Origin of the sequence: Burkholderia stabilis (assembly GCF_001742165.1) — a bacterium.
Classification (GTDB): domain Bacteria; phylum Pseudomonadota; class Gammaproteobacteria; order Burkholderiales; family Burkholderiaceae; genus Burkholderia; species Burkholderia stabilis.
Window position 1 is genome coordinate 1858187 of sequence record NZ_CP016442.1, and the last position, 22219, is coordinate 1880405.

Genomic DNA, 22219 nt, shown 5'->3' on the forward strand with positions numbered 1-22219 from the left:
CGCCGGCCGTTTCGAACCAGCCCGCATGTTCACGCTTTCCGATTTCGATTTCAATCTGCCGCCCGAGCTGATTGCACAAACCGCGCTGCCCGATCGCACCGCGAGCCGCCTGCTCGAGGTCGACCGCACCGTCGAGCCCGCGCGCCTCGTCGACCGCCATTTCGCCGCGCTGCCGTCGTGCATCGCGCCCGGCGACCTGCTCGTCTTCAACGATACCAAGGTACTGAAGGCGCGGTTCTTCGGCCAGAAGGCCAGCGGCGGCAAGATCGAGGTGCTGATCGAGCGCGTGACGGGCACGCACACGGCGCTCGCGCAGATCCGCGCAAGCAAGTCGCCCGGCGCCGGCACGACGCTGCGTCTGGCCGATGCGTTCGACGTGACGGTCGGCGAGCGCGTCGAGCCATTCTTCACGCTGCACTTCCCCGAGCCGTGCCTCACGCTGATCGAGCAGTTCGGCCGCCTGCCGTTGCCGCCGTACATCGAGCACGATCCCGACGCGACCGACGAGACGCGCTACCAGACCGTCTACGCGAGCAATCCGGGCGCGGTCGCCGCGCCGACGGCCGGCCTGCACTTCGACCAGCCGCTGCTCGACAAGCTCGACGCGATGGGCGTCGAGCGCGCGACGCTGACCTTGCACGTCGGCGCCGGCACGTTCCAGCCGGTGCGCGTCGACAACATCGCCGAGCACAAGATGCACAGCGAGTGGTACGACCTGCCGCAGTCGCTCGTCGACAGGATCGCCGCCACGCGCGCGCGCGGCGGCAACGTGATCGCGGTCGGCACGACGTCGATGCGTGCGCTCGAAGCCGCCGCGCGCTCGGCCGACGAAGCGGGCCGCCCGCTCGCGGCGACGCAGGCCGAAACCGACATCTTCATCACGCCCGGCTATCGTTTCCGCGTGGTCGACCGGCTCGTCACGAACTTCCACCTGCCGAAGTCGACGCTGCTGATGCTCGTCTCCGCGTTCGCGGGCGTCGAGACGATCCGCGCGGCGTACCGGCACGCGATCGAAGAACGCTACCGCTTCTTCAGCTACGGCGACGCGATGCTGCTCACGCGGCGCGACACGCCGGAGGCGCCGCGCGCGTAAGCGCGGCCTGCGCGACCGCCAGTACCGCCGTCGCGCCCCGTTTTCCCGCTGCGCGCGCTACGATGGCGCGCACCCGCTTTTTCCCCGCCGCCGGTCGCCCGGCGGCGTTTCCAACATGCGCCGGACTGTTTTCCGGTAGCGAGGAGAATGACGCGATGACCGAAGGTTCATCCCACGATACGCACGCCCCCGTGCAGGACCGCCCGGCCAACGGGCTCGAATTCGAACTGCTGACGACCGACGGCCACGCACGCCGCGGCCGCGTGAAGCTCAATCACGGCGTGGTCGAAACGCCGATCTTCATGCCGGTCGGCACGTACGGCACCGTGAAGGCGATCCAGCCGCGCGAGCTGCACGAGATCAAGGCCCAGATCATCCTCGGCAACACGTTCCACCTGTGGCTGCGCCCGGGCCTCGACACGATCGACGCGCACGGCGGCCTGCATCGCTTCATGGGCTGGAACAAGCCGATCCTGACCGACTCGGGCGGTTTCCAGGTGTTCTCGCTCGGCGACCTGCGCAAGATCACCGAGGACGGCGTCACGTTCGCGTCGCCGATCAACGGCGACAAGCTGTTCCTGTCGCCGGAAGTGTCGATGCAGATTCAGAAGGTGCTGAACTCGGACGTCGTGATGCAGTTCGACGAGTGCACGCCGTACGCCACCAACGGCGTGCCGACGACGCACAAGGAAGCGGCCGACTCGATGCGCATGTCGCTGCGCTGGGCGAAGCGCTCGCTCGACGAGTTCAACCGGCTCGGCAACCCGAACGCGCTGTTCGGGATCGTCCAGGGCGGGATGTTCGAGGACCTGCGCGACGAATCGCTCGCCGGGCTGTCGGAGCTCGGCTTCCACGGCCTCGCGATCGGCGGGCTGTCGGTCGGCGAACCGAAGGAAGACATGATGCGCGTGCTGCGCCACGTCGGCCCGAAGCTGCCGGCCAACAAGCCGCACTACCTGATGGGCGTCGGCACGCCGGAGGATCTCGTCGAGGGCGTCTCGAACGGCGTCGACATGTTCGACTGCGTGATGCCGACCCGCAATGCGCGCAACGGCTGGCTGTTCACCCGCTTCGGCGACGTGAAGATCCGCAACGCGACGCACAAGAACTCGCTGAAGCCGCTCGACGCGAGCTGCACGTGCTACACGTGCCAGAACTTCTCGCGCGGCTACCTGCATCACCTGCACCGCGTCGGCGAAATCCTCGGTGCGCAGCTCAACACGATCCACAACCTGCACTACTACCTGCAGCTGATGAGCGAGATCCGCGACGCGATCGAAACCCACACGTTCGACGCGTTCCGCCAGCGCTTCGCGGAGGATCGCGCGAGAGGCGTCGACTGACGGGCCGTCACACCGGACGTGTACTAAATAACGCGTCCCGACTGTCGGTCCAGACCGCCAAACATTACAATTACCTTTCCAAACAAGTCGCAACGGTGTCGGTTCGTGCTTTAACAGCTTGATCCGAAAGCGCATTTGCCGCGCCGTTTGCGCATGGGGCCGGTGGTAGAATAACCGGCTTATTTTTCGATCTTCCCCTACGGAGAGACCAACGTGCCGTTCATTTCCAATGCCTTCGCGCAAGGCGCCGGTGGCGCCGAATCGAGCCTGATGAGCTTCCTGCCGCTCATTCTGATGTTCGCCGTGCTCTACTTCATCATGATCCGCCCGCAGATGAAACGGCAGAAGGAGCACCGCAACATGCTCTCGGCGATGGCCAAGGGCGACGAAGTCGTCACGAGCGGCGGCCTCGTCGGCAAGGTGACGAAGGTCACCGAAGGCTACATCGGCGTTGAAATCGCCGAAGGCACCGAAATCACCGTGCAGAAGGCTGCGGTCACGACCATTCTGCCGAAGGGCACGATCAAGTCGCTGTAAGCCTTACACCGAGCGTCCGGCTCCCCGCGTCGCGCCTGCCTGAGAGAGCAGCCCGCCGCGGCGCCGGACGCGACGCTTTCACGCCAACCACCCGTTCGGCCCCCTCATGAATCGTTATCCACTCTGGAAATATGTCGTGATGGTCGTGGCGCTCGCCATCGGCTTTCTGTACACATTGCCCAACTTCTTCGGCGAAGCGCCGGCGGTGCAGGTGTCGAGCGGCAAGGCCACGGTCAAGCTCGATTCGACCACGCTGACCCAGGTCGAATCCGCGCTCGCGTCCGCGCAGATCACACCGGACGACGTCACCTTCGAGAACACGGCGACCAACGCGAACATCCGCGTGCGCCTGAAGGACACCGATACGCAGCTGCGCGTCAAGGACCTGCTGCAGAAGTCGCTGAACGCCGACCCGAACGATCCGCAGTACGTCGTCGCACTGAACCTGCAGAGCGCGTCGCCGCGCTGGCTGACCGCACTGCACGCGCTGCCGATGTATCTCGGCCTCGACCTGCGCGGCGGTGTCCACTTCCTGCTCCAGGTCGACATGACGGGCGCGCTCACGAAGAAGCTCGACTCCGACGCGTCCGACGCGCGCACGCTGCTGCGCGACAAGAACATCCGCGATGGCGGCGTGAGCCGCGTCGATCAGTCCGTCGTCGTCAACTTCAGCGATGCGCAGACGGCGGAAGACGCCCGCAAGGTGCTCGCGCTGCAGATCACCGAACTGCAATGGGCGACGCAGCCCGGCGGCGGCGGCACGCAAGTCGTCGGCACGTTCACGCCGGCCGTGCAGAAGTCCGTCGAGGACGCCGCGCTCAAGCAGAACCTGACGACGCTCCACAACCGCGTGAACGAACTCGGCGTGTCGGAGCCGATCCTGCAGCAGCAGGGCAGCGACCGTATCGTCGTCGAGCTGCCGGGCGTGCAGGACACCGCGAAGGCGAAGGACATCATCGGCCGCACCGCGACGCTCGAGGCGCGCCTCGCCGATCCGATCAACACGCACCCGAACCCGAACGACCCGGTGCCGCCGGGCGAGGAACTGTTCACGCAGGGCAACCAGGCGCCGGTGCTGCTGAAGAAGGACGTGATCTTCACCGGCGACCGCATCATCGATGCGTCGGCCGGCTTCGACGATCATCAGCGTCCGTCGGTCAACATCCGCCTCGACTCGGCGGGCGGCCGCTCGGTGCGTGCCGTGTCGCGCGAGAACATCGGCAAGCCGATGGCGATGGTGCTGTTCGAGAAGGGCAAGGGTGAAGTGCTGACGGTCGCGACGATCCAGTCCGAACTCGGCGACCGCTTCCAGATCACCGGCCAGCCGACGCCGCAGGCCGCCGCCGACCTCGCGCTGCTGCTGCGCGCCGGCTCGCTCGCCGCGCCGATGGACATCATCGAGGAACGCACGATCGGCCCGAGCCTCGGCGCCGACAACATCAAGATGGGCATTCACTCGGTGATCTGGGGCTTCTGCGCGATCGCCGTGTTCATGATCGCGTACTACATGCTGTTCGGCGTGATCTCGGTAATCGGCCTGTCGGTGAACCTGCTGCTGCTCGTCGCCGTGCTGTCGCTGATGCAGGCCACGCTGACGCTGCCCGGTATCGCCGCCATCGCGCTCGCGCTGGGTATGGCGATCGACTCGAACGTGCTGATCAACGAGCGCGTGCGTGAAGAACTGCGCGCGGGCCAGCCGCCGCAACTCGCGATCCAGTCCGGCTACGCGCATGCGTGGGCGACGATTCTCGACTCGAACGTCACGACGCTGATCGCCGGCCTCGCGCTGCTCGCGTTCGGCTCGGGCCCGGTTCGCGCGTTCGCGATCGTGCACTGTATCGGTATCCTGACGTCGATGTTCTCCGCGGTGTTCTTCTCGCGCGGGATCGTCAACCTCTGGTACGGCGGCCGCAAGAAGCTGAAGTCGCTGGCGATCGGCCAGGTGTGGAGGCCGGAAGGCGCCGCTGCCGCCGCATCGTTCGACGCGGCCGACGAATCGACCGACACCGCACGCGCCGCGAAGCTCGCCGCCCCCGCGAAGGGCAACGCGCCGCGCGCCGGCAAGCCGCAGTTGCGCAATCGCGCGCAGCAAGGCGTGTCGCCGAAGAAACCGGGCTCGACCCAATAAGGCCCCGGAGACGAGACCATGGAATTTTTCCGCATCCGTAAAGACATTCCGTTCATGCGGCACGCGCTGGTGTTCAACGTGATCTCGCTGGTCACGTTCCTCGCCGCCGTGTTCTTCCTGTTCCACCGCGGGCTGCACCTGTCCGTCGAATTCACCGGCGGTACGGTGATCGAGGTGCAGTACCAGCAGGCCGCGGAGCTCGAACCGGTGCGCGCGACGCTCGGCAAGCTCGGCTACGCCGACGCGCAGGTGCAGAACTTCGGCACGTCGCGCAACGTGCTGATCCGGCTGCAGCTGAAGGAAGGCCTCACGTCCGCGCAGCAGAGCGACCAGGTGATGGGCGCGCTGAAGGCGCAGAGCCCGGACGTCACGCTGCAGCGCGTCGAGTTCGTCGGCCCGCAGGTGGGCCGCGAACTCGCGACCGACGGCTTGCTCGCGCTCGCGTGCGTCGTGATCGGTATCGTGATCTACCTGTCGTTCCGCTTCGAATGGAAGTACGCGGTCGCCGGCATCATCGCCAACCTGCACGACGTCGTGATCATTCTCGGCTTCTTCGCGTTCTTCCAGTGGGAGTTCTCGCTGGCGGTGCTCGCGGCCATCCTCGCGGTGCTCGGCTACTCGGTCAACGAGTCGGTCGTCATCTTCGACCGGATCCGCGAGACGTTCCGCCGCGAACGCAAGATGACCGTGCAGGAAGTGATCAACCACGCGATCACGACCACGATGTCGCGCACGATCATCACGCACACGTCGACGGAAATGATGGTGCTGTCGATGTTCTTCTTCGGCGGCCCGACGCTGCACTACTTCGCGCTCGCGCTGACGGTCGGCATCATGTTCGGCATCTACTCGTCGGTGTTCGTCGCGGGCTCGCTCGCGATGTGGCTCGGCATCAAGCGCGAAGACCTGATCAAGGAAAAGAAGTCCGCGCACGATCCGGACGATCCGAACGCGGGCGCGCAGGTTTAAGCGCCGCGCCGTTTCGGCGAATGCAAAAAGGCCGGTCCTGTTGGACCGGCCTTTTTTTTCGCAGGCCGCCGCCGTGCGGCATGCGCGCAGCCCGACCTGCACCGTCACAGGTGTCGGCTACAATCGTCACCGCCCTGCCCCACTGCATGCCGGCCACGCGCCGGCGGGCAAGCCCCCTCGCCACCCGTCCGAACGTGCGGTCCCGATGATGCCTCCCCTGCGTGTCGTTCGTCGTTTCGCCGTCCGTGCAATCGCTGCGGCCGCGCTCCTGCCGTGGATGCCATCCGCCGGCGCGCAGCCGGCATCCGCCCCGCCCGCCGCTTCGTCCCCCGCGCCCCAATCGCCGTCGCCCTGCCCGCCCGACTGGGAACCGCAGATCTGCGAACTGAAGGCCGCCGTCGAGGTGCTGAAGCAGCAGCACCTGACCGACGTGGATATCGGCGCGCTGCTCGATGCAACGGTCCATGCCGGAATCAAGACGCTCCCGTACGCGCGCTTCTTCGATGCAAAGGAGGAGCAGGAACGGCGCGACGACGAGCAGCGCACGCGCAACGGCACGCCGGGCATCGGGATCGTCTTCGAGACGCGGCCCGACGGGCTGCACATCATCGACGTGATTCCAGACGCACCCGCCGAGAAGGCCGGCGTACGCCCCGACGATCTCGTCGTCGCGATGAACGACAGGAGCGTCGTCGGCATCGACAGCAGCGAAGTCGTGAAAATCGCCAAGGGCGACGCGGGTGTCCCGCTGAAGCTCACGGTGCAACGCGGCCCGCAGCATGCGGTGCTCCACTTCGCGCCCGTGCGCGCGATCGTGAAGACGCATCCGGCGATCGCGAAGCGGCTCGACGGCGACATCCTGTACGCGCGGCTGTCGAGCTTTCCGGAGCCGGCGGTCGGCGACTACATCGACGCGGTGCAGTCCGCGCGCCGCGCGGGCCCGCCGGTGAAAGGCGTGATTCTCGACCTGCGCATCAACGGCGGCGGCGCGCTCAATGCGGCGATCGGCATCACCGCGCTGTTCGCCGGGCGCGACCGTACGGCGATGGTGACGGTCGAGCGCGGCGACGCGAATCGCCATCGCTACACGACCAACTGGCCCGACTACGCACTGCCGGTCATGCACGAACAGGACCCGCTCGCGCCGCTGCAGGCCGACGACTGGTGGCGCACCGTGCCGCTCGTCGTGCTGGTCGACGGACAAAGCGCGTCGGCCGCCGAAGCAACCGCGGCGGCGCTGAAGGATCTCGGCCGCGCGAAACTGCTCGGCATGCCGACCTACGGAAAGGGGCTCGCACAAACCGGCGTCGACCTGATCGACGGCACGCGCCTGAATTTCACGTTCGCACGCAATCTGCGGCCGAACGGCTGCCCGATGGACGGCTACGGCGTCGTACCGGACTGGCTCGTGCCGCCGCGCCGCGATTCGGACGTCGACGGCGTGCTGCTGTGGTACCGCGAAGCCGATCTCGCCCGCGCGCCGTATGCGGACCGGCAGGCGCCCGACCCGTTCGCGCGTGTGCGCAAGGAACGTCAAACGCTGCGCGAGCAGCGCGTGCGCGCGAAGGTCGATACGGCGAAGAGCGCGGCGCTGCCGCAGCGCGCGTTCGGCACGGCCGGCGACTGGCAGTTACAGCAGGCGCTCAATGCGCTGGCCGCACGCCCGGTGCGGACCGTCGATGCGCCGGCGCAGTTGATGCCGGCGCAGCCGGTGTGCGAGCGCGTCGGCAACTGACGCACCGCCGCCCTTTCACCGAAAGCCGAACCGCCGGCGCAGCACCATCAGCGCCGCGAGGCTCAGCACGGCCGCGAACATCAGGTAGAAGCTCGGCGCGGTCTTCATCCCGGTCGCGCGGATCAGCCACGCGATGATGAACGGCCCGAAGCCGCCGAAGATCGTCACCGCGACGTTATAGGCGAGCGACATCCCGGTCGTGCGCGTCTGCACCGGAAACACCTCGGACAGCAAGCCCGGCAGCGCCGCGAAGTAGCCCGTCATCAGGAACGCGAGCAGCACCTGCAGCGCGATCAGCGTGCCGAAACCCGGATGCGCGACGAGATACGCGAACGCCGGATAGATCAGCACGAGGATGCCGACGGCCGGCGCGATCATCACGCGCACGCGGCCGTAACGGTCCGACCAGTGGCCGACGAGCGGCGCGAACGCCATCTGGATCACGCCGACGACGAGGATCGCCGCGAACGCGGCGGACGGCGAGAGGCCGAGCTGCTTCACGCCGTAGGTCGGCATGAACAGCACGAGATAGGTCGCGACGGTGCCGAGCACGACCACGCCCATCGCGGCGACCAGGCGCGCCTTGTGCGACGCGAACGTGTCGCGCAGCGGGTTCGCGGTGCTTTCAGCCGCGAGAAACTCGGGCGTCTCGTCGACCTTCGTGCGGATGTAGTACGCGACGGGCCCGAGCAGCAGGCCGAAGAAGAACGGCACACGCCAGCCCCACGCGGCCATCTGCGCGGCCGTGAGCTGCGCGTTCAGCACGGTGCCGAAACCGGCGGCGAGCAGCGTCGTCAGCCCCTGGCTCGCGACCTGCCAGCTCGCGAAGAAGCCGCGCCGGCCCGGCACGTGCTCGGCGAGGAACGCGGTCGCGCTGCCGAACTCGCCGCCCGCCGAGAAGCCCTGCATCAGCCGCGCGGCGACGAGGATCACCGGCGCGGCGACGCCGATCGTCTCGTAGGTCGGCAGCACCGCGATGACCAGCGTGCCGGCCATCATCAGCAGGATCGACAGCGTGAGCGCGGCCTTGCGGCCCGCGCGGTCGGCATACGCGCCGAGCACGATCGCGCCGAGCGGCCGCATGAAGAACGACACGCCGAACGTGCCGAGCGTGAGCAGCAGCGACACAGTGTCGTTGCCGGCCGGGAAGAACAGCTTCGCGATCGTCACCGCGAAGAAGCCGTAGACGACGAGATCGAACCACTCGAGCGCGTTGCCGATCGACGCGGCGACCACCGCGCGCCACACGCGCGGCGACGAGGCAATGGAACGGGACTGCGTGACGGCATGCATCGGCGATCTCCTTGTCGTTGTACGTTCTGTTCGAGGCGGCCGCGCTCGCATCGTCGGCCCGCCCGGCGCCGCACGCGGCGCTCGGGCGATTATAGGCGCGCAAAAAAAACCGCCGCGCCCCCGGGTCGGGAGCGCGGCGGTTCGCACGCGGGCGGCCGCTCGGGCCGGACGCGTTACTGCTTCAGCGCTTCGGCCGTGATCAGCAGCTTCGTCTTCATCTTGAAGCCGTACTGCTTGCCGTAGTCGAGGCCGAAATCGTCGCGGCTGAATTCGCCGACCGCGTCGACGCCGCACACTTCACGCTTGAGCATCGGATGCGGCATGCACTTGAACGAATCGATCTTCAGCGTCACCGGCTTCGTGACGCCATGCAGCGTCAGGTTGCCGACCACCGACACCGGCTTGTCGCCGTCGAACTTGATCGTGCCCTTGTAGTTCGCTTGCGGGAACTTGGCCACGTCGAAGAATTCGGCCGTCTGCAGGTGCTCGTCGAGCTTCGAGCTGCCGGTGTGGATCGACGCGATGTCGGTCGTCACGTCGACCGTACCCGTCTTCGCCGCGCGGTCGAGCGTCACGGTGCCGCTCGACTTGTCGAACTTGCCGCGCCAGACCGACAGGCCGCCCATGTGGTCGGCCTCGAAGCTCGGGTACGTGTGGGCCGGATCGAACTGGTACGTCGCGGTTTCGGCGAAGGCCGAGAACGACAGCGATGCGGCCAGTGCGCCCGCGGCGATCATCAGATGCTTTTTCAAACTCTTTCTCCTTGGAACGGCGCCGCGCCCTCGCGCGGCATTCGGGTGAGGCAACAGGCCGCCGCTTACTTCGTGGCGACGAGGTGGAACTTGATCTGGACTTCGTCCGCGACGACCGACGTGTCCTTCCATTCGCCGGTGCCGACGTTGAACGCCGAACGCTTGATCGGCAGCACGCCGTCGAACGTCTGCGTCGCGCCGCTCTGCGTGACGGTGACGGGCACCGTGACGGTCTCGGCCTTGCCCTTGATCGTCAGCTTGCCGGTCACGTTGTACTTGTTGCCGCCCGCCGGCGCGATCGCCGACGACACGAACGTGGCCTGCGGATACGCCTTCGCGTCGAACCAGTCCTTGCCGGCGACCTGGTCGTTGTACATCTTGTCGCCGAGATCGTAGCTGGCGATGTCGATCGTCATCTGGGCGCTGCCCTGCGCGGCTTTCGCCGGATCGAACTTCACCTGCGCGGAAAACTTCTTGAATGCGCCTTCGGTCGGCACGTTCATCTGCTTCGACACGGCAGACACCTTGCTCTTCGCGAGATCGACATCGGCGAGCGCCGCGCCCGACGCGACAAGTGACACCGCGGCGAACGCGGTCAGCATGGAGCGGGAGAAAGACACTTTCATGGGATCCTTCATTTGGCAAAGGGAAGCATTCGCGACAGCAGGCCGTCGCGGTCCAACAACTGATGCTTGAGCGCCGCAAGCACGTGCAGCGACACGAGCGCAAGCAGAATGTAATTCAAAGACACGTGGAGCGTCTTGAAGGTTTCCTTGAGCACCGGATCGGGGTCGATCAGCCGCGGCAGCGGCACGATGCCGAGATAGACGACCGGGATGTTCGACGCGGAGCTGTACAGGTAGCCGGTGATCGGAATCACGAGCATCAGCACGTACAGCAGGAAGTGCACGCCGTGCGAACCGAGCCGCTGCCACGCGGCCATCCCGCCCGGCAGCGGCGGCGACACGTGCGTTGCGCGCCACAGCACGCGCACGACGGCCAGCGCGAACGCCGTCACGCCGATCCACTTGTGCCACGAGAAATACTTCAACTTGGTCGGCGTGAAGCCGGGGATGTCCGTCATTACCCAGCCGAGCGCGAAGCCGCAGATAATCAGCAGCGCGATCAGCCAGTGCAGCGCGATCGCCGTCTGCGTATAGCGTACCGGCCTGGCCGGCAGCGAATTCGATGCCATCTTGGATTTCCTCAGTTCAGCGAACAGCCGCGCCGGCCATGCGTCCGACGCTTGTCAAGGGCGCCATGCTACCGCAACCTTTTGACACGCGCGGACTCTGAGGACAGGCATGTCAGCGGGCTGCCCGCTTCCTGCCATGTTCCCGATCGGTCACCGAATGCGCGATCGTTGACACCTCGAAAAAGGCGTTTTGGTAAGATTGGCGCGGGTTCCGGCCCCGTCGACGCGTTCCCCCAGCCGTCGCACAACCGCTTTTTCCATGCAACGAAACGACCTGATTGCCTGTCACGAGTGCGACGCACTGTTGCACAAACCGCGTCTCAGCGGCCGCGAAATCGCGCGCTGTCCGCGCTGCGACGCGCTGCTCTATCGCAACAGCGCCGCGCAGATCGAGCGGATCTGCGCGCTCGCGCTCGCGGCGCTGATCACGTTCGTGATCGCGCAAGCGTTCCCGATCCTCGAAATGGACGTGAACGGCAACCGCGTGCAGACGACGCTGATCGGCGCGATCGACTCGCTGTGGCGCCAGGACATGGCGATCGTCGGCGTGATGGTGTTCTGCTCGACCGTCCTGTTCCCGCTCATCGAGATGTCCGCGCTGCTGTACCTGCTGCTGCCGATCCGTCGCGGCGTCGTGCCGCCCGGCTTCAACCTGGTGCTGCGCGCGATCGAGCTGGTGCGCCCGTGGGGCATGATCGAGGTGTTCATGCTCGGCATTCTCGTGACGATCGTGAAGATGGTGAGCCTCGCACGTGTCGTGCCCGAGGCCGCGCTGTTCGCGTTCGCCGCGCTCACGCTGATGATCGCCGTCGTGCTGATGTTCGACCCGCGCACGCTGTGGGACATCGCCGACGACCTGCGCGCCGGCCGCGCGCCGGAACAGCCCGACGATGCCGCGCCGCTGCCGGAGGCCGCCCGCCGATGACGATCCCGACCGCCGCCCGCGAGGGTTATGCCAGTTGCCACATGTGCGGGCTCGTGCAGACGCTCGACCAGCCGCACGCGCACTGCGCGCGCTGCGGCGCCGCGCTCCATTTCCGCACGCCGAACAGCCTGATGCGCACGTGGGCGCTGCTGCTCGCCGCCGCAATCCTCTACATTCCGGCGAACCTGCTGCCGATCATGCGCACCGCGTCGATCGTCGGCTCGCAGGAAGACACGATCATGAGCGGCGTCATCTATTTCTGGATATCGGGCGACTGGCCGCTCGCCGTCGTCGTGTTCGTCGCGAGCATCCTCGTGCCGATGCTCAAGCTCGGCGTGCTGCTGATCCTCGTGATCAGCGCGCAGCGACGCACCGCGTGGCGGCCGCTGCAGCGCACGCGCCTGTTCCGGATCGTCGAGCGCATCGGCCGCTGGTCGATGCTCGACATCTTCGTCGTGACGCTGACCGTCGCGCTCGTCCATTTCCGTTCGCTCGCCGTCATCACGGCCGGCCCCGGCGCGCTCGCGTTCGGCTCGGTCGTGATCCTGACGATGCTCGCGTCGATGCAGTTCGATCCCCGCCTGATCTGGGATCCAGTCGAAACCTCAGGGAATCACCATGAATAGTCCGCAAGGCCCGCAGCACGACGCGTCCCGGCCGCCCGACCCGACGATCTCGACGAAAAGCGGCTGGCTGCCGTCGCTCGTCTGGCTCGTGCCGCTGATCGCGGCGCTGATCGGCATCGGCCTCGTGATCAAGTCCGTGCGCGAGCGCGGCCCGGAAATCACGCTCAGCTTCCACAGCGCCGAAGGGCTCGAGCCCGGCAAGACCCAGGTCAAGTACAAGGACGTCGAGATCGGCATGGTCAAGACGATCAAGCTGTCGAAAGACCTGTCGCGCGTGCTCGTCCAGGTGCAGCTCAAGAAGGAGGCGGAGGACTTCGCGGTCAAGGGCTCGCGCTTCTGGATCGTGCGGCCGCGCGTCGGCGCGACCGGCGTGTCGGGGCTCGGCACGCTGCTCTCGGGCGCGTACATCGGCGTCGACGCCGGGCGCTCGCAGGATACGCTGACCGAGTTCACCGGCCTCGAGACGCCGCCCGCCGTCACCGGCGACCAGAAAGGCACGCAATACGTGCTGCGCGGCGATTCGCTCGGCTCGGTCGACATCGGCTCGCCCGTCTACTACCGCCGCGTGCAGGTCGGCCAGGTGGTCGGCTTCTCGCTCGACAAGGACGGCACGGGCGTCACGTTCAACGTGTTCGTCAATGCGCCGTACGACCAGTACGTCGGCGTGAACTCGCGCTGGTGGCAGGCAAGCGGCGTCGACCTGCGGCTCGATTCGAGCGGCCTGAAGCTGAACACGCAGTCGCTCGCGACGGTGATCCTCGGCGGCATCGCGTTCCAGACGCCGCCGAACCAGGGTAGCGGCACGACGGCGCCGAACAACACGACGTTCCGCCTCTCGTCCGACGAGGGCGACGCGATGCGCGATCCGGACGGCCAGCCGCTGCAGGTCGTGATGAACTTCAACCAGTCGCTGCGCGGGCTCGCGGTCGGCGCGACGGTCGACTTCCGCGGCATCGTGCTCGGCGAAGTGACGAACATCGGCATCGATTTCGATCCGAAAACGAAGAACTTCCTGATGCCGGTGACGATGAACGTGTATCCGGAGCGCCTCGGCCGCCGCTTCCGCGAGACGATCGAGAGCAAGGGCGAACCGGCCCGCCGCGAGATCGTCGAGCGGCTCGTCCAGCACGGGCTGCGCGGCCAGTTGCGCACCGGCAACCTGCTGACGAGCCAGTTGTACGTCGCGCTCGACTTCTTCCCGAAGGCACCGGCCGCGAAGATCGACACGACGCGTCAGCCGCTTGAGTTGCCGACCGTGCCGAACACGCTCGACGAGCTGCAGCTGCAGGTCGCCGACATCGCGAAGAAGCTCGACAAGGTGCCGTTCGACCAGATCGGCGCGAACCTGAACAGCGCGCTGTCGAACGCCGACAAGCTGTTCAAGCAGCTCGACACGCAGGTTGCGCCGGAAGCGCGCGACACGCTGTCGGCCGCGAAGCAGACCTTCTCGACCGCCGAAGCGACGCTGCAGCAGGATTCGCCGCTGCAGTCCGACGTGCGCGGCGCGCTGAAGGAACTCACGCGCACGCTGCAGTCGCTGAACGCGCTCGCCGACTATCTGGAGCGCCACCCCGAATCGCTGCTCAAGGGCAAGCCAGGAGATCAACAATGACGACACGCGTGAACGGTTTCGCGAGCGGCGCGGCGGCGGCCTTCGCCGCACTCGCGCTCGCCGCGTGCAGCTCGCCGCCCGCGCGGTTCTACACGCTCAGCCCGGCCGACGCCGCGGCTCCGGTGCGCACCGCGCCGGCCAACCCGGCGTTCCTGATCGAAGTGCCGTCGGTCGGCGTGCCCGAACAGATCGCGAAGAACCAGCTGGTCGTGCAGAAGAACGCCGCGCAGGTCGACGTGCTCGAACAGGAGCGCTGGGCGTCGATGCCCGCCGACGAGATCCGCCGCGCGCTGTCGGACGATCTCGCCGCGCAGCTCGGCACGATCGACGTCGCGAATTCCGCGTATCCGCCCGGCGTACCCGTCTATCGCGTCAGCATGAACGTGCAGCGCTTCGAGTCGTGGCCGGGCAAGCGCGCGGCGATCGACGCGGTGTGGAGCGTGCGCGCGGTCGGCTCGCAAGCCGTGATGACCTGCCGCACGAGCGTCGCGGAGCCAGTCGCCGATGGCTACGACGCGCTCGTCGCCGGCCACCGGCGTGCGCTCGACGTGATCGCGACGCAAGCCGCGGCCGGCGTGCGCGCGATGGCTGCGCGTCGCGGCGCAACAGCGGCGGCCGCGTCCGCCGCCGGCAGCAAGACGGCCGCAACGCCTGTCGTGCCGTGCCCGGCCAACCCGACGCCGGGCGGCAACGCCGGCGCGACGGGCAAGTCCGGCGCATGAGCATGCAGCGCGCAGGCGGGCGCTCGACACGCCCGGCTGCGCGGCGCCGTCCGGCCCGGCGGGTCCGGTAGCGGTAGCCGGTAGCCGCGGCCTGCGTTCCGCCGCCTTCATCGGCCGAACGGCAAGTTTGCATTGTTTGTCAAAGTCGGCCGGAACCGGCGTCATGCAACGCGGTCGGCTTGCGTTTTCCGGCCCGATTGACGATCCTACGCACTTTCAGGCTCGCGCCGTTCGTCGTGCGCATCAGCCAGCGGCGCCGGGCCGCGTTCGGCCCGACCGCCGTGCCTCCCGGCGCCCGCACGCGATCGGCGTGCACCGCAGCGGGGCAGCCGCATCGCGGGTCGCCGCGCTTACGTCCGAACCGGCCCCGTCTCACCCGTTCTCCCCGGCGCCGTGCCGTTGTCCCGGCCGGCATCCCGAACCCGCCCGCCCAGGGCTTTCGCTATTCCGTTTATGTTTCGTTCCCTGACGACCCTGATCAAGAAGTGGCGCGCGTCGCGCAATGCCGGTCACCAGCTCGATGCGCTGCTCGCGCACGCCGACGCCGATGCGTCTTACGCCGAGCGCAGCGAATGGCTGATCGAGCTCGCGCACTGGCTGCGCCGCAACGGCACGATGCAGGACGCGCCGGCCGATCGCGACGCCGATGCGCGCGCGTATCCGGCCCATGCGCGGCTGCGCTACCTGTTCCACGTGCTCGACCGCAACCCCGCATGGAAATCGCATGCCGGGCGCATCCTGCGCGGCGTCCTGCGCGAGTGCGACGGCATCTCGCTGCTGTGCGACGCCGGCATGCCCGTGCATTCCGGCTTCTTCGGCGCGCTGTTCGAGCGGATCGACTCGTCGCTGATCCCGCCGGCGCCGAACCGCCGCGAGCTGTCGGCGCTGTTCACGCTGATGTTCCCGACGCCCGCGGATGCGCAATGGATCGACGCGCTGCCCAACGACCTGCTCGCACGCCTTGCCGACCTGATCTCGTTCGACGTCACCGAAGAGGAACGCCACGAGCCCGGCTCGTTCTCGCGCGACCTGCTGGCCGCGCTGCACAACCTCACCTGCCAGATCAGTTCGACCGGCCTGTCGCAGACGGTGCGCAACCGCCTGTCCGACGACGACGCGCGCAAGCCGCTCGAAACGCAGCCGTTCTACCGCCTCACGCGCGCGATGCTCGCGGTCGAGACCGCGCACGCGGCCGTCGAGGACGGCGGCGACCCGAGCAAGCTGCTGCACGAGGTGAACTACCTGCGCGTGCTGCTCGACGAATGCCGGATCGCCGTCGACGAGGTATTCGCGCACCTGTACCGCAACGGCGTGTCGGTCGACATCGTGTTCCAGGTCGAGCGGATGCGCATGCGCATCCTGCGCGCCGAAATGCTGCTGAACGCGTGGATGGCGCGCGACGACCTGCACGGGATGGCGCACCTCACCGCCGAGCTCATCGACGCGAACCAGAACAGCCAGAGCGTCACGCACCTCGTGCGCAGCAATTTCTCGCTGTTCGCGCGCAAGCTCGTCGAGACCAACGCGGACACCGGCGAGCACTACATTTCGCGCGGCCGTGCCGAGTACCTGAAGATGCTGCGGATGGCCGCGGGCGGCGGCCTCGTCACCGTCGTGACCGTGTGCGTGAAGTTCGCGATCACGGGCGCGCACCTGCAGTCGATGCTCGAAGGGCTGCTCGCGGGCATCAACTACGCGGCCAGCTTCATGCTGATGCACTTCCTGCACTTCACGCTCGCGACCAAGCAGCCGGCGATGACCGCGCCGACGCTCGCACGCGAACTCGACGACACCGGTCACGAGGAAGGCGTGAAGGCGTTCGTGTCGTCGGTGATCGCGCTGATCCGCACGCAGGCCGCCGCGATTTCCGGCAACGTGCTCGTCGTGCTGCCCGTGTGCCTGCTCGTGCAATTGTTCGCGGGCGGCGTGCTGCATGCGAACCTGATCTCGCCGGAGAAGGCGCACGCGACGCTGCACTCGTTCTCGCTGCTCGGCCCGACGCCGCTGTACGCGGCGCTGACCGGCGTACTGCTGTGGGCATCGAGCCTGCTCGCGGGCTGGGCCGACAACTGGTTCGTGCTGCACCGGGTCGGCGACGCGCTCACGTACAACCGCCGCCTGCGGCTCACGCTCGGCGTGGCCGGCGCCGCGAAGCTCGCGCACTTCTGCCGGTCGAACATCGCCGGCGTGGTCGCGAACGTCGGCCTCGGCCTGATGCTCGGCCTGATTCCGGCGATCGTCACCGTGTTCCTGTTCCCGTTCGAGGTGCGGCACGTGACGCTGTCGGCCGGCTCGATCGGGATCGCGCTCGGCGTGCTCGGCAAGAACGCGCTGAGCACACCCGAACTGTGGTGGGCAGGCGCCGGCGTGCTCAGCATGGCGATCCTCAACGTGCTCGTGAGTTTCGCGCTCGCGTTCACGATGGCCGTGCGCTCGCGCAGCCTGCGCCGGACCAAGGTGCGCGCGCTCGTCGGCGCGATCATCCGCACGGTGCTGTCGAAGCCGTCCGCGCTGTTCTGGCCGGCCGCCGGCCAGGCCGCGCGCGCTGGCCAGTCGGGCTCGCACTAACCTCCTCCGGCAGTGCGGCGGTACCCGGCCGGGTGCCGCCGCGCCTGCCTTCCCGGCCCGCATGCACGGCCAGCGCGCTGGCGGCGGCCCGCCAAGGGGCGCCAAAACACGCCGAAACGCACTCGAACCTGCCGATACGCGACGCAACGCCGGCCCCGGTCGCCCGCGCCGCGTACAATGGTGGACTTTTGCACGTCCTCACCCGCCTTTATGTCCTCGCCCACCCTGTACGAATTCTTCGCCCCCTGCCCGCGCGGCCTCGAAGCGGCGCTTGCCGCCGAGCTGGCCGAAATCGCCGGCCGCCACCTGAACGGCGCGCCGTTCACCGCGGGCGCGCAGGTGCCGGGCGGCGTCCATTTCAGCGGCGGCTGGGCCGCCGGCATGGCCGCGAACCTCCATTCGCGGATCGCGAGCCGGATTCTGCTGAAGATCGCGCACCGGGCGTACCGCAACGAGCAGGACGTCTATGCGCTCGCGCTCGAGCAGCCGTGGGAGCGCTGGTTCGCCGCGACGCAGACGCTGCGCGTCGACATCACCGCGATCAAGTCGCCGCTGAAGAGCCTCGAATTCGCGACGTTGCGCGTGAAGGACGCCATTTGTGACCGGATGCGCGACAAGACCGGCGCGCGTCCGAGCATCGACACCGGCGCGCCGGACGTGCGCGTGTTCGCGTTCCTGACCGCCAACGAGTGCACGCTGTACCTCGACACGTCGGGCGAGCCGCTGTTCAAGCGCGGCTGGCGTCTCGACAAGGGCGCGGCGCCGCTGCGCGAGAACCTGGCCGCCGGCATCCTGCGCCTGACGGGCTGGACGCCCGGCACCGCGCTGTACGACCCGATGTGCGGCAGCGGCACGTTCCTCGCGGAAGCCGCACAGATCGCGCTCGGCGTGGCACCCGGCGTCGAGCGCCGGTTCGGCTTCGAAAAGCTGAAGCAATACGACATCACCGCGTGGCAGGGCCTGAAGGTCCCGGCGCTGGACGCGAAGCGCGCGGCGCGCGGCAAGCGCGGCGACGCACTCGGCGTGTACGGCAGCGACATCTCCGGCGACATGCTCGAGAAGGCGCGCGCGAACCTCGAGCGCGCGGGCGTGCCGTCGGTGTGGCTCAAGCAGGTCGACGCGCGCGGGATGACGCCGCCGTGCGACGGCCCGGGCATCATCCTCGCGAACCCGCCGTACGGCGAGCGGATCGAAGTGCGCGGCCGCAGCGCGCGCGGCGAGGTGCGCGAAACCGGCCGCAACCGCGGCAACGACGACGCATTCCGCCGCACGCACACCGACGCGCCGGACAGCGAGTTCTTCAACGCGCTCGGCGATGCGCTGAAACAGCGCTTCACCGGCTGGCAGGCATTCCTGCTCACGTCCGACCGTTCGCTGCCGGGCCAGCTGCGGCTGCGCGAATCGGCGAAGACGCCGCTGTTCAACGGCGCGCTCGAATGCCGGCTGTTCCGCTTCGACCTGATCGCGGGCAGCGTGAAGGCGCGCCCGGCCGCGCCGGAAGGCGACGCGTAAGAAGCCGCCCCGCGCGGGCCGCCGTTGCGGCGCCCGCGCCCGCCCCTGCGGCGCGCGTCAGTGCTTCGACTCCGACCAGCGCCCCTTCGTGAACGCCAGCGCCTGCCCCGTCTCGAGCAGCGTCTTCAGGCTCGACAACACGACCGGCCACCCGCCGCGAATCCCGCGATCCATCTCCGAGCCCGGCACGAGGCCGTCGTGCGTGACGGTCAGCTTCACGATGCCCTCGTGCGGCTCGACGAGGTAGGTCACGCGCGACACCCCGCTCTCCCCTGACGGCGTCCCCCACGTGACGACCAGCCGATGCGGCGGGTCGTTCTCGACCACTTCGCCGACGATGTCGACCCGCGACGGATCGTCGTAGTCCTGATGTTCCCACCGCGAGCCCGGCCGCCAGTCGGGCGACGCATTGCGATGCCGCACCCAGTAGTCTTTCGTCAGCTCGGCATTGGTCAGTGCGTCGAACACGCGCTCGGGCGTCGCCGCGATGAAGGTCACGTACACAAAGGCGGGGTTACTCATCGTCGTCTCCTTTTTCGTGGGCCGCTTCCAGCCCGCGCTTGAGATCCGCCAGCGCCTGCAGGCGCTGACGTTCGAACTTGCCGATCCAGCGTTCCGCAATGTCGTGGATCGGCACCGGATTCAGGTAATGCAGCTTTTCCCTGCCACGCCACGCTGTCGCGACGAGATTCGCGGCCTCGAGCAGCGCGAGATGCTTGCTGACGGCCTGCCGGCTCATCGCGAGTCCGTCGCACAACTCGGACAACGTCTGGCCGCTTTTCGCATGCAGCAGGTCGAGCAACTGACGGCGCGTGGCGTCGGCCAGCGCCTTGAAAACGAGATCCATGCCACTCCCGGGTCAATGGCCTTATTATGCAACCAAATAGTTGCATGTCAAGGGTGACAACTCTACTGACAATACGGTGTCAGCAGGCCGCGATCACACTGCAATCCCGGCGCAATGCAAGGCTGGTTTCCACACAGAACCCGAACAAAACAAGGAGCTCGTCATGACGTCCGCAACTGCAACCCAGGAACGCGCGATCGCGTGGTTCGACATTCCGTCCCTCGATTTCGACCGCGCGATCCGCTTTTACGAAACCGTGCTGCAGACGACGCTGCAGCGCGCAGTCATCGGCGGCGTGCCGATGGCCACGTTCGATCGCGATGCATCGAGCACGGGCGGCAGCATCGTGTTCGATCCGCAGCAGATGAAGCCGAGCGTGAACGGTGTGCTCGTGTACCTGAACGCCGGCGAGTCGGTCGTCGCGGCGCTCGACCGCGCGAAGCGCGCGGGCGGCATCGTGCAGGGCTCGGTCGTCGAGCTGCCGAACAACTACGGCTACATCGGCTACCTGATCGATACCGAAGGCAACCGCGTCGGCCTGCACGCGCCGAAATGCCACTGAGCGCATCGGCTGTCGGGGCCGCGCGGCGCTATCATCGCGAAGTCCCCGTTGCCCAAGGAATCGAGGTGCCGTCATGACGCGCCGTGCCGACCGCCTGTTCCAGATCGCCGAGCTGTTGCGCGGGCGCCGTCTCACGACCGCGCAGCAGCTTGCCGACTGGCTGTCGGTGTCGCCGCGCACCGTCTATCGCGACGTGCGCGACCTGCAACTGTCAGGGGTGCCGATCGAAGGCGAAGCCGGCATCGGCTACCGGCTGAACCGCAACGCGAGCCTGCCGCCGCTCACGTTCACGGCCGAGGAGCTCGCAGCGCTCGCCACCGGCGCGCGCATGCTCGAAACCTGGGGCGGTGCGCGCTTTGCGAGCGGCGCGCGCTCGGCGCTCGCGAAAATCGCCTCCGCGATGCCGGCCGACAAGCGCACCGCGCTCGACCGCCTGCCCGTGTTCGCGCCGTCGTTCCACATCGACGAGACGTTTTGCGCGAAGGTCGACGCGATCCACCAGGCCATCGACACGCGCCACGTCGTCAGCTTCGGCTACCGCGACCGGCTCGGCGCGCATTCGCAACGCCGCGTGTGGCCGCTCGGGCTCGTCTACTGGGGCGGGCGCTGGACGATCGGCGCGTGGTGCGAGCTGCGCGACGATTTCCGCACCTTCGACATCGCGCGGATGGGCGACATCACCGTGCACGAGCAGTTTCCGGACATGGAAGGACGGCGGATCGCCGACTACATGCGGATCGCGGAAGCGCCGATGCGCTGACGCACGACGGTGAACGAACGGCTGCGCGCCGCCGCCGTTCGTTCACCAAGCCGCCGCGCTGCGGCCGGCCCTTTTTTCCCTACCCGCTGAACACCACCGGCCGCTTCGGCCGCTCGTCGACGTGCAGCGAAAACACGTCGGCGCGCGCGTAGTGCCCGACGACGTCGAAGTCGTAACGCGCGCGCACGAGCTCGTCGGTATCGATATGTGCGGTCACGAGCCCGGCCTCGCCGATCAGCGGCTCCGTCAGCAGGTCGCCGAGCGGCCCGACGATCACGCTGCCGCCGCGGATCAGCGGCCGCTCGGGGTCCCAGCCCGGCACGTCGATGCCGAGCGCGCGCGGCGACGGCTGCACCTGGCACGCGCTCACGACAAAGCAGCGCCCCTCGTGCGCGATGTGCCGCATCGAGCTTTGCCACAGATCGCGCTCGTCGACGGTCGGCGCGCACCAGATCTGCACGCCTTTCGCATACATCGCGCAGCGCAGCAGCGGCATGTGGTTCTCCCAGCAGATCGCGGCGCCCGCGCGGCCTGCGGCCGTCTCGACGACGGGCAGCGTCGAGCCGTCGCCCTGCCCCCAGATCAACCGCTCGGTGCCGGTCGGCATCAGCTTGCGGTGCTTCGCGACGAGCCCGTCGCGCGGATCGAAGAACAGCGCCGTGCAGTACAGCGTGCTGCCGCCGCGCTCGATCACGCCGACCACGAGGCTCGCCCCCGTGCGCTGCGACAGCGCGGCCAGTTCGTCGGTTTCCGGCCCCGGCACGTCGATCGCCTGCGCGGCGTAGCGCGCGTACGCGTCGCGGCCTTCGGGCAGCCGGTAGCCGAGCCGCGTGCCGAAGATCTCGCCTTTCGGATAACCACCGAGCACGGCCTCGGGCAGCACGACAAGCGACGCGCCGCTGTCGCGGATCGCGGTTTCGTAACCGAGGATCGTATCGAGTGTGGCGCGCGTGCCGGCAGGCGATGCACCGATCTGCAGCGCGGCGATGACGGATGTGGACATGAAGGCGTCTCCGGTGAATGGGATGCCGCCATCTTTA

At 67.9% G+C, this 22219-nt stretch carries 21 protein-coding genes; 14 read left to right on the top strand and 7 right to left on the bottom strand.

Annotated features, from left to right (window positions below):
• Positions 1–25 precede the first annotated feature (25 nt).
• The 6 genes from queA (at position 26) to BBJ41_RS08650 (ending at position 7805) form a co-directional block, all read left to right on the top strand.
• Positions 26–1093 (top strand): tRNA preQ1(34) S-adenosylmethionine ribosyltransferase-isomerase QueA, encoded by a 1068-nt coding sequence (gene queA, locus BBJ41_RS08625; protein WP_069746158.1) that lies wholly within the window; start codon positions 26–28, stop codon positions 1091–1093.
• 155 nt (positions 1094–1248) lie between these two features.
• Positions 1249–2436: a tRNA guanosine(34) transglycosylase Tgt gene (gene tgt / locus BBJ41_RS08630; protein ID WP_069746159.1), complete on the top strand. Its 1188-nt coding sequence runs from the start codon at positions 1249–1251 to the stop codon at positions 2434–2436.
• 213 nt (positions 2437–2649) lie between these two features.
• Positions 2650–2973, top strand: coding sequence for a preprotein translocase subunit YajC (gene yajC, locus BBJ41_RS08635; RefSeq protein ID WP_048250795.1), 324 nt, complete (start codon positions 2650–2652; stop codon positions 2971–2973).
• A gap of 106 nt (positions 2974–3079) precedes the next feature.
• On the top strand, positions 3080–5101 hold the full coding sequence (secD, locus tag BBJ41_RS08640; RefSeq protein ID WP_069746160.1) for a protein translocase subunit SecD: 2022 nt from the start codon (positions 3080–3082) through the stop codon (positions 5099–5101).
• An 18-nt stretch (positions 5102–5119) separates the two neighbouring features.
• A complete protein-coding gene (gene secF, locus BBJ41_RS08645) occupies positions 5120–6070 on the top strand; it encodes a protein translocase subunit SecF (protein WP_069746161.1) in 951 nt (316 codons plus the stop codon).
• Between the two features lie 205 nt (positions 6071–6275).
• Positions 6276–7805 (top strand): S41 family peptidase, encoded by a 1530-nt coding sequence (locus tag BBJ41_RS08650; protein WP_083281828.1) that lies wholly within the window; start codon positions 6276–6278, stop codon positions 7803–7805.
• Positions 7806–7820: 15 nt separating this feature from the next.
• Here BBJ41_RS08650 and BBJ41_RS08655 read toward each other — a convergent pair whose 3' ends face one another.
• The 4 genes from BBJ41_RS08655 to BBJ41_RS08670 form a co-directional block, all read right to left on the bottom strand.
• Positions 7821–9098: an MFS transporter gene (locus tag BBJ41_RS08655; RefSeq protein WP_069746163.1), complete on the bottom strand. Its 1278-nt coding sequence runs from the start codon at positions 9096–9098 to the stop codon at positions 7821–7823.
• 173 nt (positions 9099–9271) lie between these two features.
• Positions 9272–9850 carry a YceI family protein gene (locus BBJ41_RS08660; protein WP_069746164.1) on the bottom strand — a complete coding sequence of 193 codons (579 nt, stop codon included), beginning with the start codon at positions 9848–9850 and terminating at the stop codon, positions 9272–9274.
• A 65-nt stretch (positions 9851–9915) separates the two neighbouring features.
• Complete coding sequence (locus BBJ41_RS08665) at positions 9916–10476, bottom strand: YceI family protein (protein ID WP_069747636.1); 561 nt, start codon at positions 10474–10476, stop codon at positions 9916–9918.
• Between the two features lie 8 nt (positions 10477–10484).
• Positions 10485–11045: a cytochrome b gene (locus tag BBJ41_RS08670; RefSeq protein ID WP_069746165.1), complete on the bottom strand. Its 561-nt coding sequence runs from the start codon at positions 11043–11045 to the stop codon at positions 10485–10487.
• A gap of 259 nt (positions 11046–11304) precedes the next feature.
• Between BBJ41_RS08670 and BBJ41_RS08675 the strand changes: the two genes are divergently transcribed.
• The 6 genes from BBJ41_RS08675 to BBJ41_RS08700 all read left to right on the top strand — a co-directional run bounded on the left by BBJ41_RS08675 (position 11305) and on the right by BBJ41_RS08700 (position 19010).
• On the top strand, positions 11305–11970 hold the full coding sequence (locus tag BBJ41_RS08675; protein ID WP_069746166.1) for a paraquat-inducible protein A: 666 nt from the start codon (positions 11305–11307) through the stop codon (positions 11968–11970).
• On the top strand, positions 11967–12596 hold the full coding sequence (locus BBJ41_RS08680; RefSeq protein WP_069746167.1) for a paraquat-inducible protein A: 630 nt from the start codon (positions 11967–11969) through the stop codon (positions 12594–12596). The genes BBJ41_RS08675 and BBJ41_RS08680 overlap by 4 nt, the downstream gene beginning before the upstream one ends.
• Positions 12589–14208 (top strand): PqiB family protein, encoded by a 1620-nt coding sequence (locus tag BBJ41_RS08685; protein WP_069746168.1) that lies wholly within the window; start codon positions 12589–12591, stop codon positions 14206–14208. Before BBJ41_RS08680 ends, BBJ41_RS08685 begins: the two co-directional genes overlap by 8 nt.
• Positions 14205–14930 carry a PqiC family protein gene (locus BBJ41_RS08690; RefSeq protein ID WP_069746169.1) on the top strand — a complete coding sequence of 242 codons (726 nt, stop codon included), beginning with the start codon at positions 14205–14207 and terminating at the stop codon, positions 14928–14930. The genes BBJ41_RS08685 and BBJ41_RS08690 overlap by 4 nt, the downstream gene beginning before the upstream one ends.
• 453 nt (positions 14931–15383) lie before the next feature.
• Positions 15384–17498: a site-specific recombinase gene (locus tag BBJ41_RS08695; RefSeq protein ID WP_069746170.1), complete on the top strand. Its 2115-nt coding sequence runs from the start codon at positions 15384–15386 to the stop codon at positions 17496–17498.
• Between the two features lie 210 nt (positions 17499–17708).
• Positions 17709–19010: a THUMP domain-containing class I SAM-dependent RNA methyltransferase gene (locus BBJ41_RS08700; protein ID WP_047899833.1), complete on the top strand. Its 1302-nt coding sequence runs from the start codon at positions 17709–17711 to the stop codon at positions 19008–19010.
• Between the two features lie 57 nt (positions 19011–19067).
• Here the strand turns inward: BBJ41_RS08700 and BBJ41_RS08705 are convergent, their stop codons facing one another.
• Positions 19068–19532 carry an SRPBCC family protein gene (locus BBJ41_RS08705; RefSeq protein WP_069746171.1) on the bottom strand — a complete coding sequence of 155 codons (465 nt, stop codon included), beginning with the start codon at positions 19530–19532 and terminating at the stop codon, positions 19068–19070.
• A complete protein-coding gene (locus BBJ41_RS08710) occupies positions 19525–19857 on the bottom strand; it encodes an ArsR/SmtB family transcription factor (RefSeq protein WP_069746172.1) in 333 nt (110 codons plus the stop codon). The genes BBJ41_RS08705 and BBJ41_RS08710 overlap by 8 nt, the downstream gene beginning before the upstream one ends.
• Positions 19858–20020: 163 nt before the next feature.
• Between BBJ41_RS08710 and BBJ41_RS08715 the strand changes: the two genes are divergently transcribed.
• Together BBJ41_RS08715 and BBJ41_RS08720 are read left to right on the top strand one after the other, a co-directional pair.
• Positions 20021–20419, top strand: a complete 399-nt coding sequence (locus tag BBJ41_RS08715) for a VOC family protein (protein ID WP_069746173.1) — start codon at positions 20021–20023, stop codon at positions 20417–20419.
• A gap of 73 nt (positions 20420–20492) precedes the next feature.
• Positions 20493–21179: a helix-turn-helix transcriptional regulator gene (locus BBJ41_RS08720; RefSeq protein WP_069746174.1), complete on the top strand. Its 687-nt coding sequence runs from the start codon at positions 20493–20495 to the stop codon at positions 21177–21179.
• 79 nt (positions 21180–21258) lie between these two features.
• On the opposite strand, the gene BBJ41_RS08725 is transcribed toward BBJ41_RS08720, so the two are convergent.
• Positions 21259–22182, bottom strand: a complete 924-nt coding sequence (locus BBJ41_RS08725) for a carbon-nitrogen hydrolase family protein (protein WP_069746175.1) — start codon at positions 22180–22182, stop codon at positions 21259–21261.
• Positions 22183–22219 lie beyond the last annotated feature (37 nt).

Coding starts and splice junctions, on each gene's coding strand:
- queA (WP_069746158.1), top strand. CDS start 26: ATGTTCACGCTTTCCGATTTCGATTTCAATCTGCCGCCCGAGCTGATT.
- tgt (WP_069746159.1), top strand. CDS start 1,249: ATGACCGAAGGTTCATCCCACGATACGCACGCCCCCGTGCAGGACCGC.
- secD (WP_069746160.1), top strand. CDS start 3,080: ATGAATCGTTATCCACTCTGGAAATATGTCGTGATGGTCGTGGCGCTC.
- secF (WP_069746161.1), top strand. CDS start 5,120: ATGGAATTTTTCCGCATCCGTAAAGACATTCCGTTCATGCGGCACGCG.
- BBJ41_RS08650 (WP_083281828.1), top strand. CDS start 6,276: ATGATGCCTCCCCTGCGTGTCGTTCGTCGTTTCGCCGTCCGTGCAATC.
- BBJ41_RS08655 (WP_069746163.1), bottom strand. CDS start 9,098: ATGCATGCCGTCACGCAGTCCCGTTCCATTGCCTCGTCGCCGCGCGTG.
- BBJ41_RS08665 (WP_069747636.1), bottom strand. CDS start 10,476: ATGAAAGTGTCTTTCTCCCGCTCCATGCTGACCGCGTTCGCCGCGGTG.
- BBJ41_RS08670 (WP_069746165.1), bottom strand. CDS start 11,045: ATGGCATCGAATTCGCTGCCGGCCAGGCCGGTACGCTATACGCAGACG.
- BBJ41_RS08675 (WP_069746166.1), top strand. CDS start 11,305: ATGCAACGAAACGACCTGATTGCCTGTCACGAGTGCGACGCACTGTTG.
- BBJ41_RS08680 (WP_069746167.1), top strand. CDS start 11,967: ATGACGATCCCGACCGCCGCCCGCGAGGGTTATGCCAGTTGCCACATG.
- BBJ41_RS08685 (WP_069746168.1), top strand. CDS start 12,589: ATGAATAGTCCGCAAGGCCCGCAGCACGACGCGTCCCGGCCGCCCGAC.
- BBJ41_RS08690 (WP_069746169.1), top strand. CDS start 14,205: ATGACGACACGCGTGAACGGTTTCGCGAGCGGCGCGGCGGCGGCCTTC.
- BBJ41_RS08695 (WP_069746170.1), top strand. CDS start 15,384: ATGTTTCGTTCCCTGACGACCCTGATCAAGAAGTGGCGCGCGTCGCGC.
- BBJ41_RS08700 (WP_047899833.1), top strand. CDS start 17,709: ATGTCCTCGCCCACCCTGTACGAATTCTTCGCCCCCTGCCCGCGCGGC.
- BBJ41_RS08705 (WP_069746171.1), bottom strand. CDS start 19,532: ATGAGTAACCCCGCCTTTGTGTACGTGACCTTCATCGCGGCGACGCCC.
- BBJ41_RS08710 (WP_069746172.1), bottom strand. CDS start 19,857: ATGGATCTCGTTTTCAAGGCGCTGGCCGACGCCACGCGCCGTCAGTTG.
- BBJ41_RS08715 (WP_069746173.1), top strand. CDS start 20,021: ATGACGTCCGCAACTGCAACCCAGGAACGCGCGATCGCGTGGTTCGAC.
- BBJ41_RS08720 (WP_069746174.1), top strand. CDS start 20,493: ATGACGCGCCGTGCCGACCGCCTGTTCCAGATCGCCGAGCTGTTGCGC.
- BBJ41_RS08725 (WP_069746175.1), bottom strand. CDS start 22,182: ATGTCCACATCCGTCATCGCCGCGCTGCAGATCGGTGCATCGCCTGCC.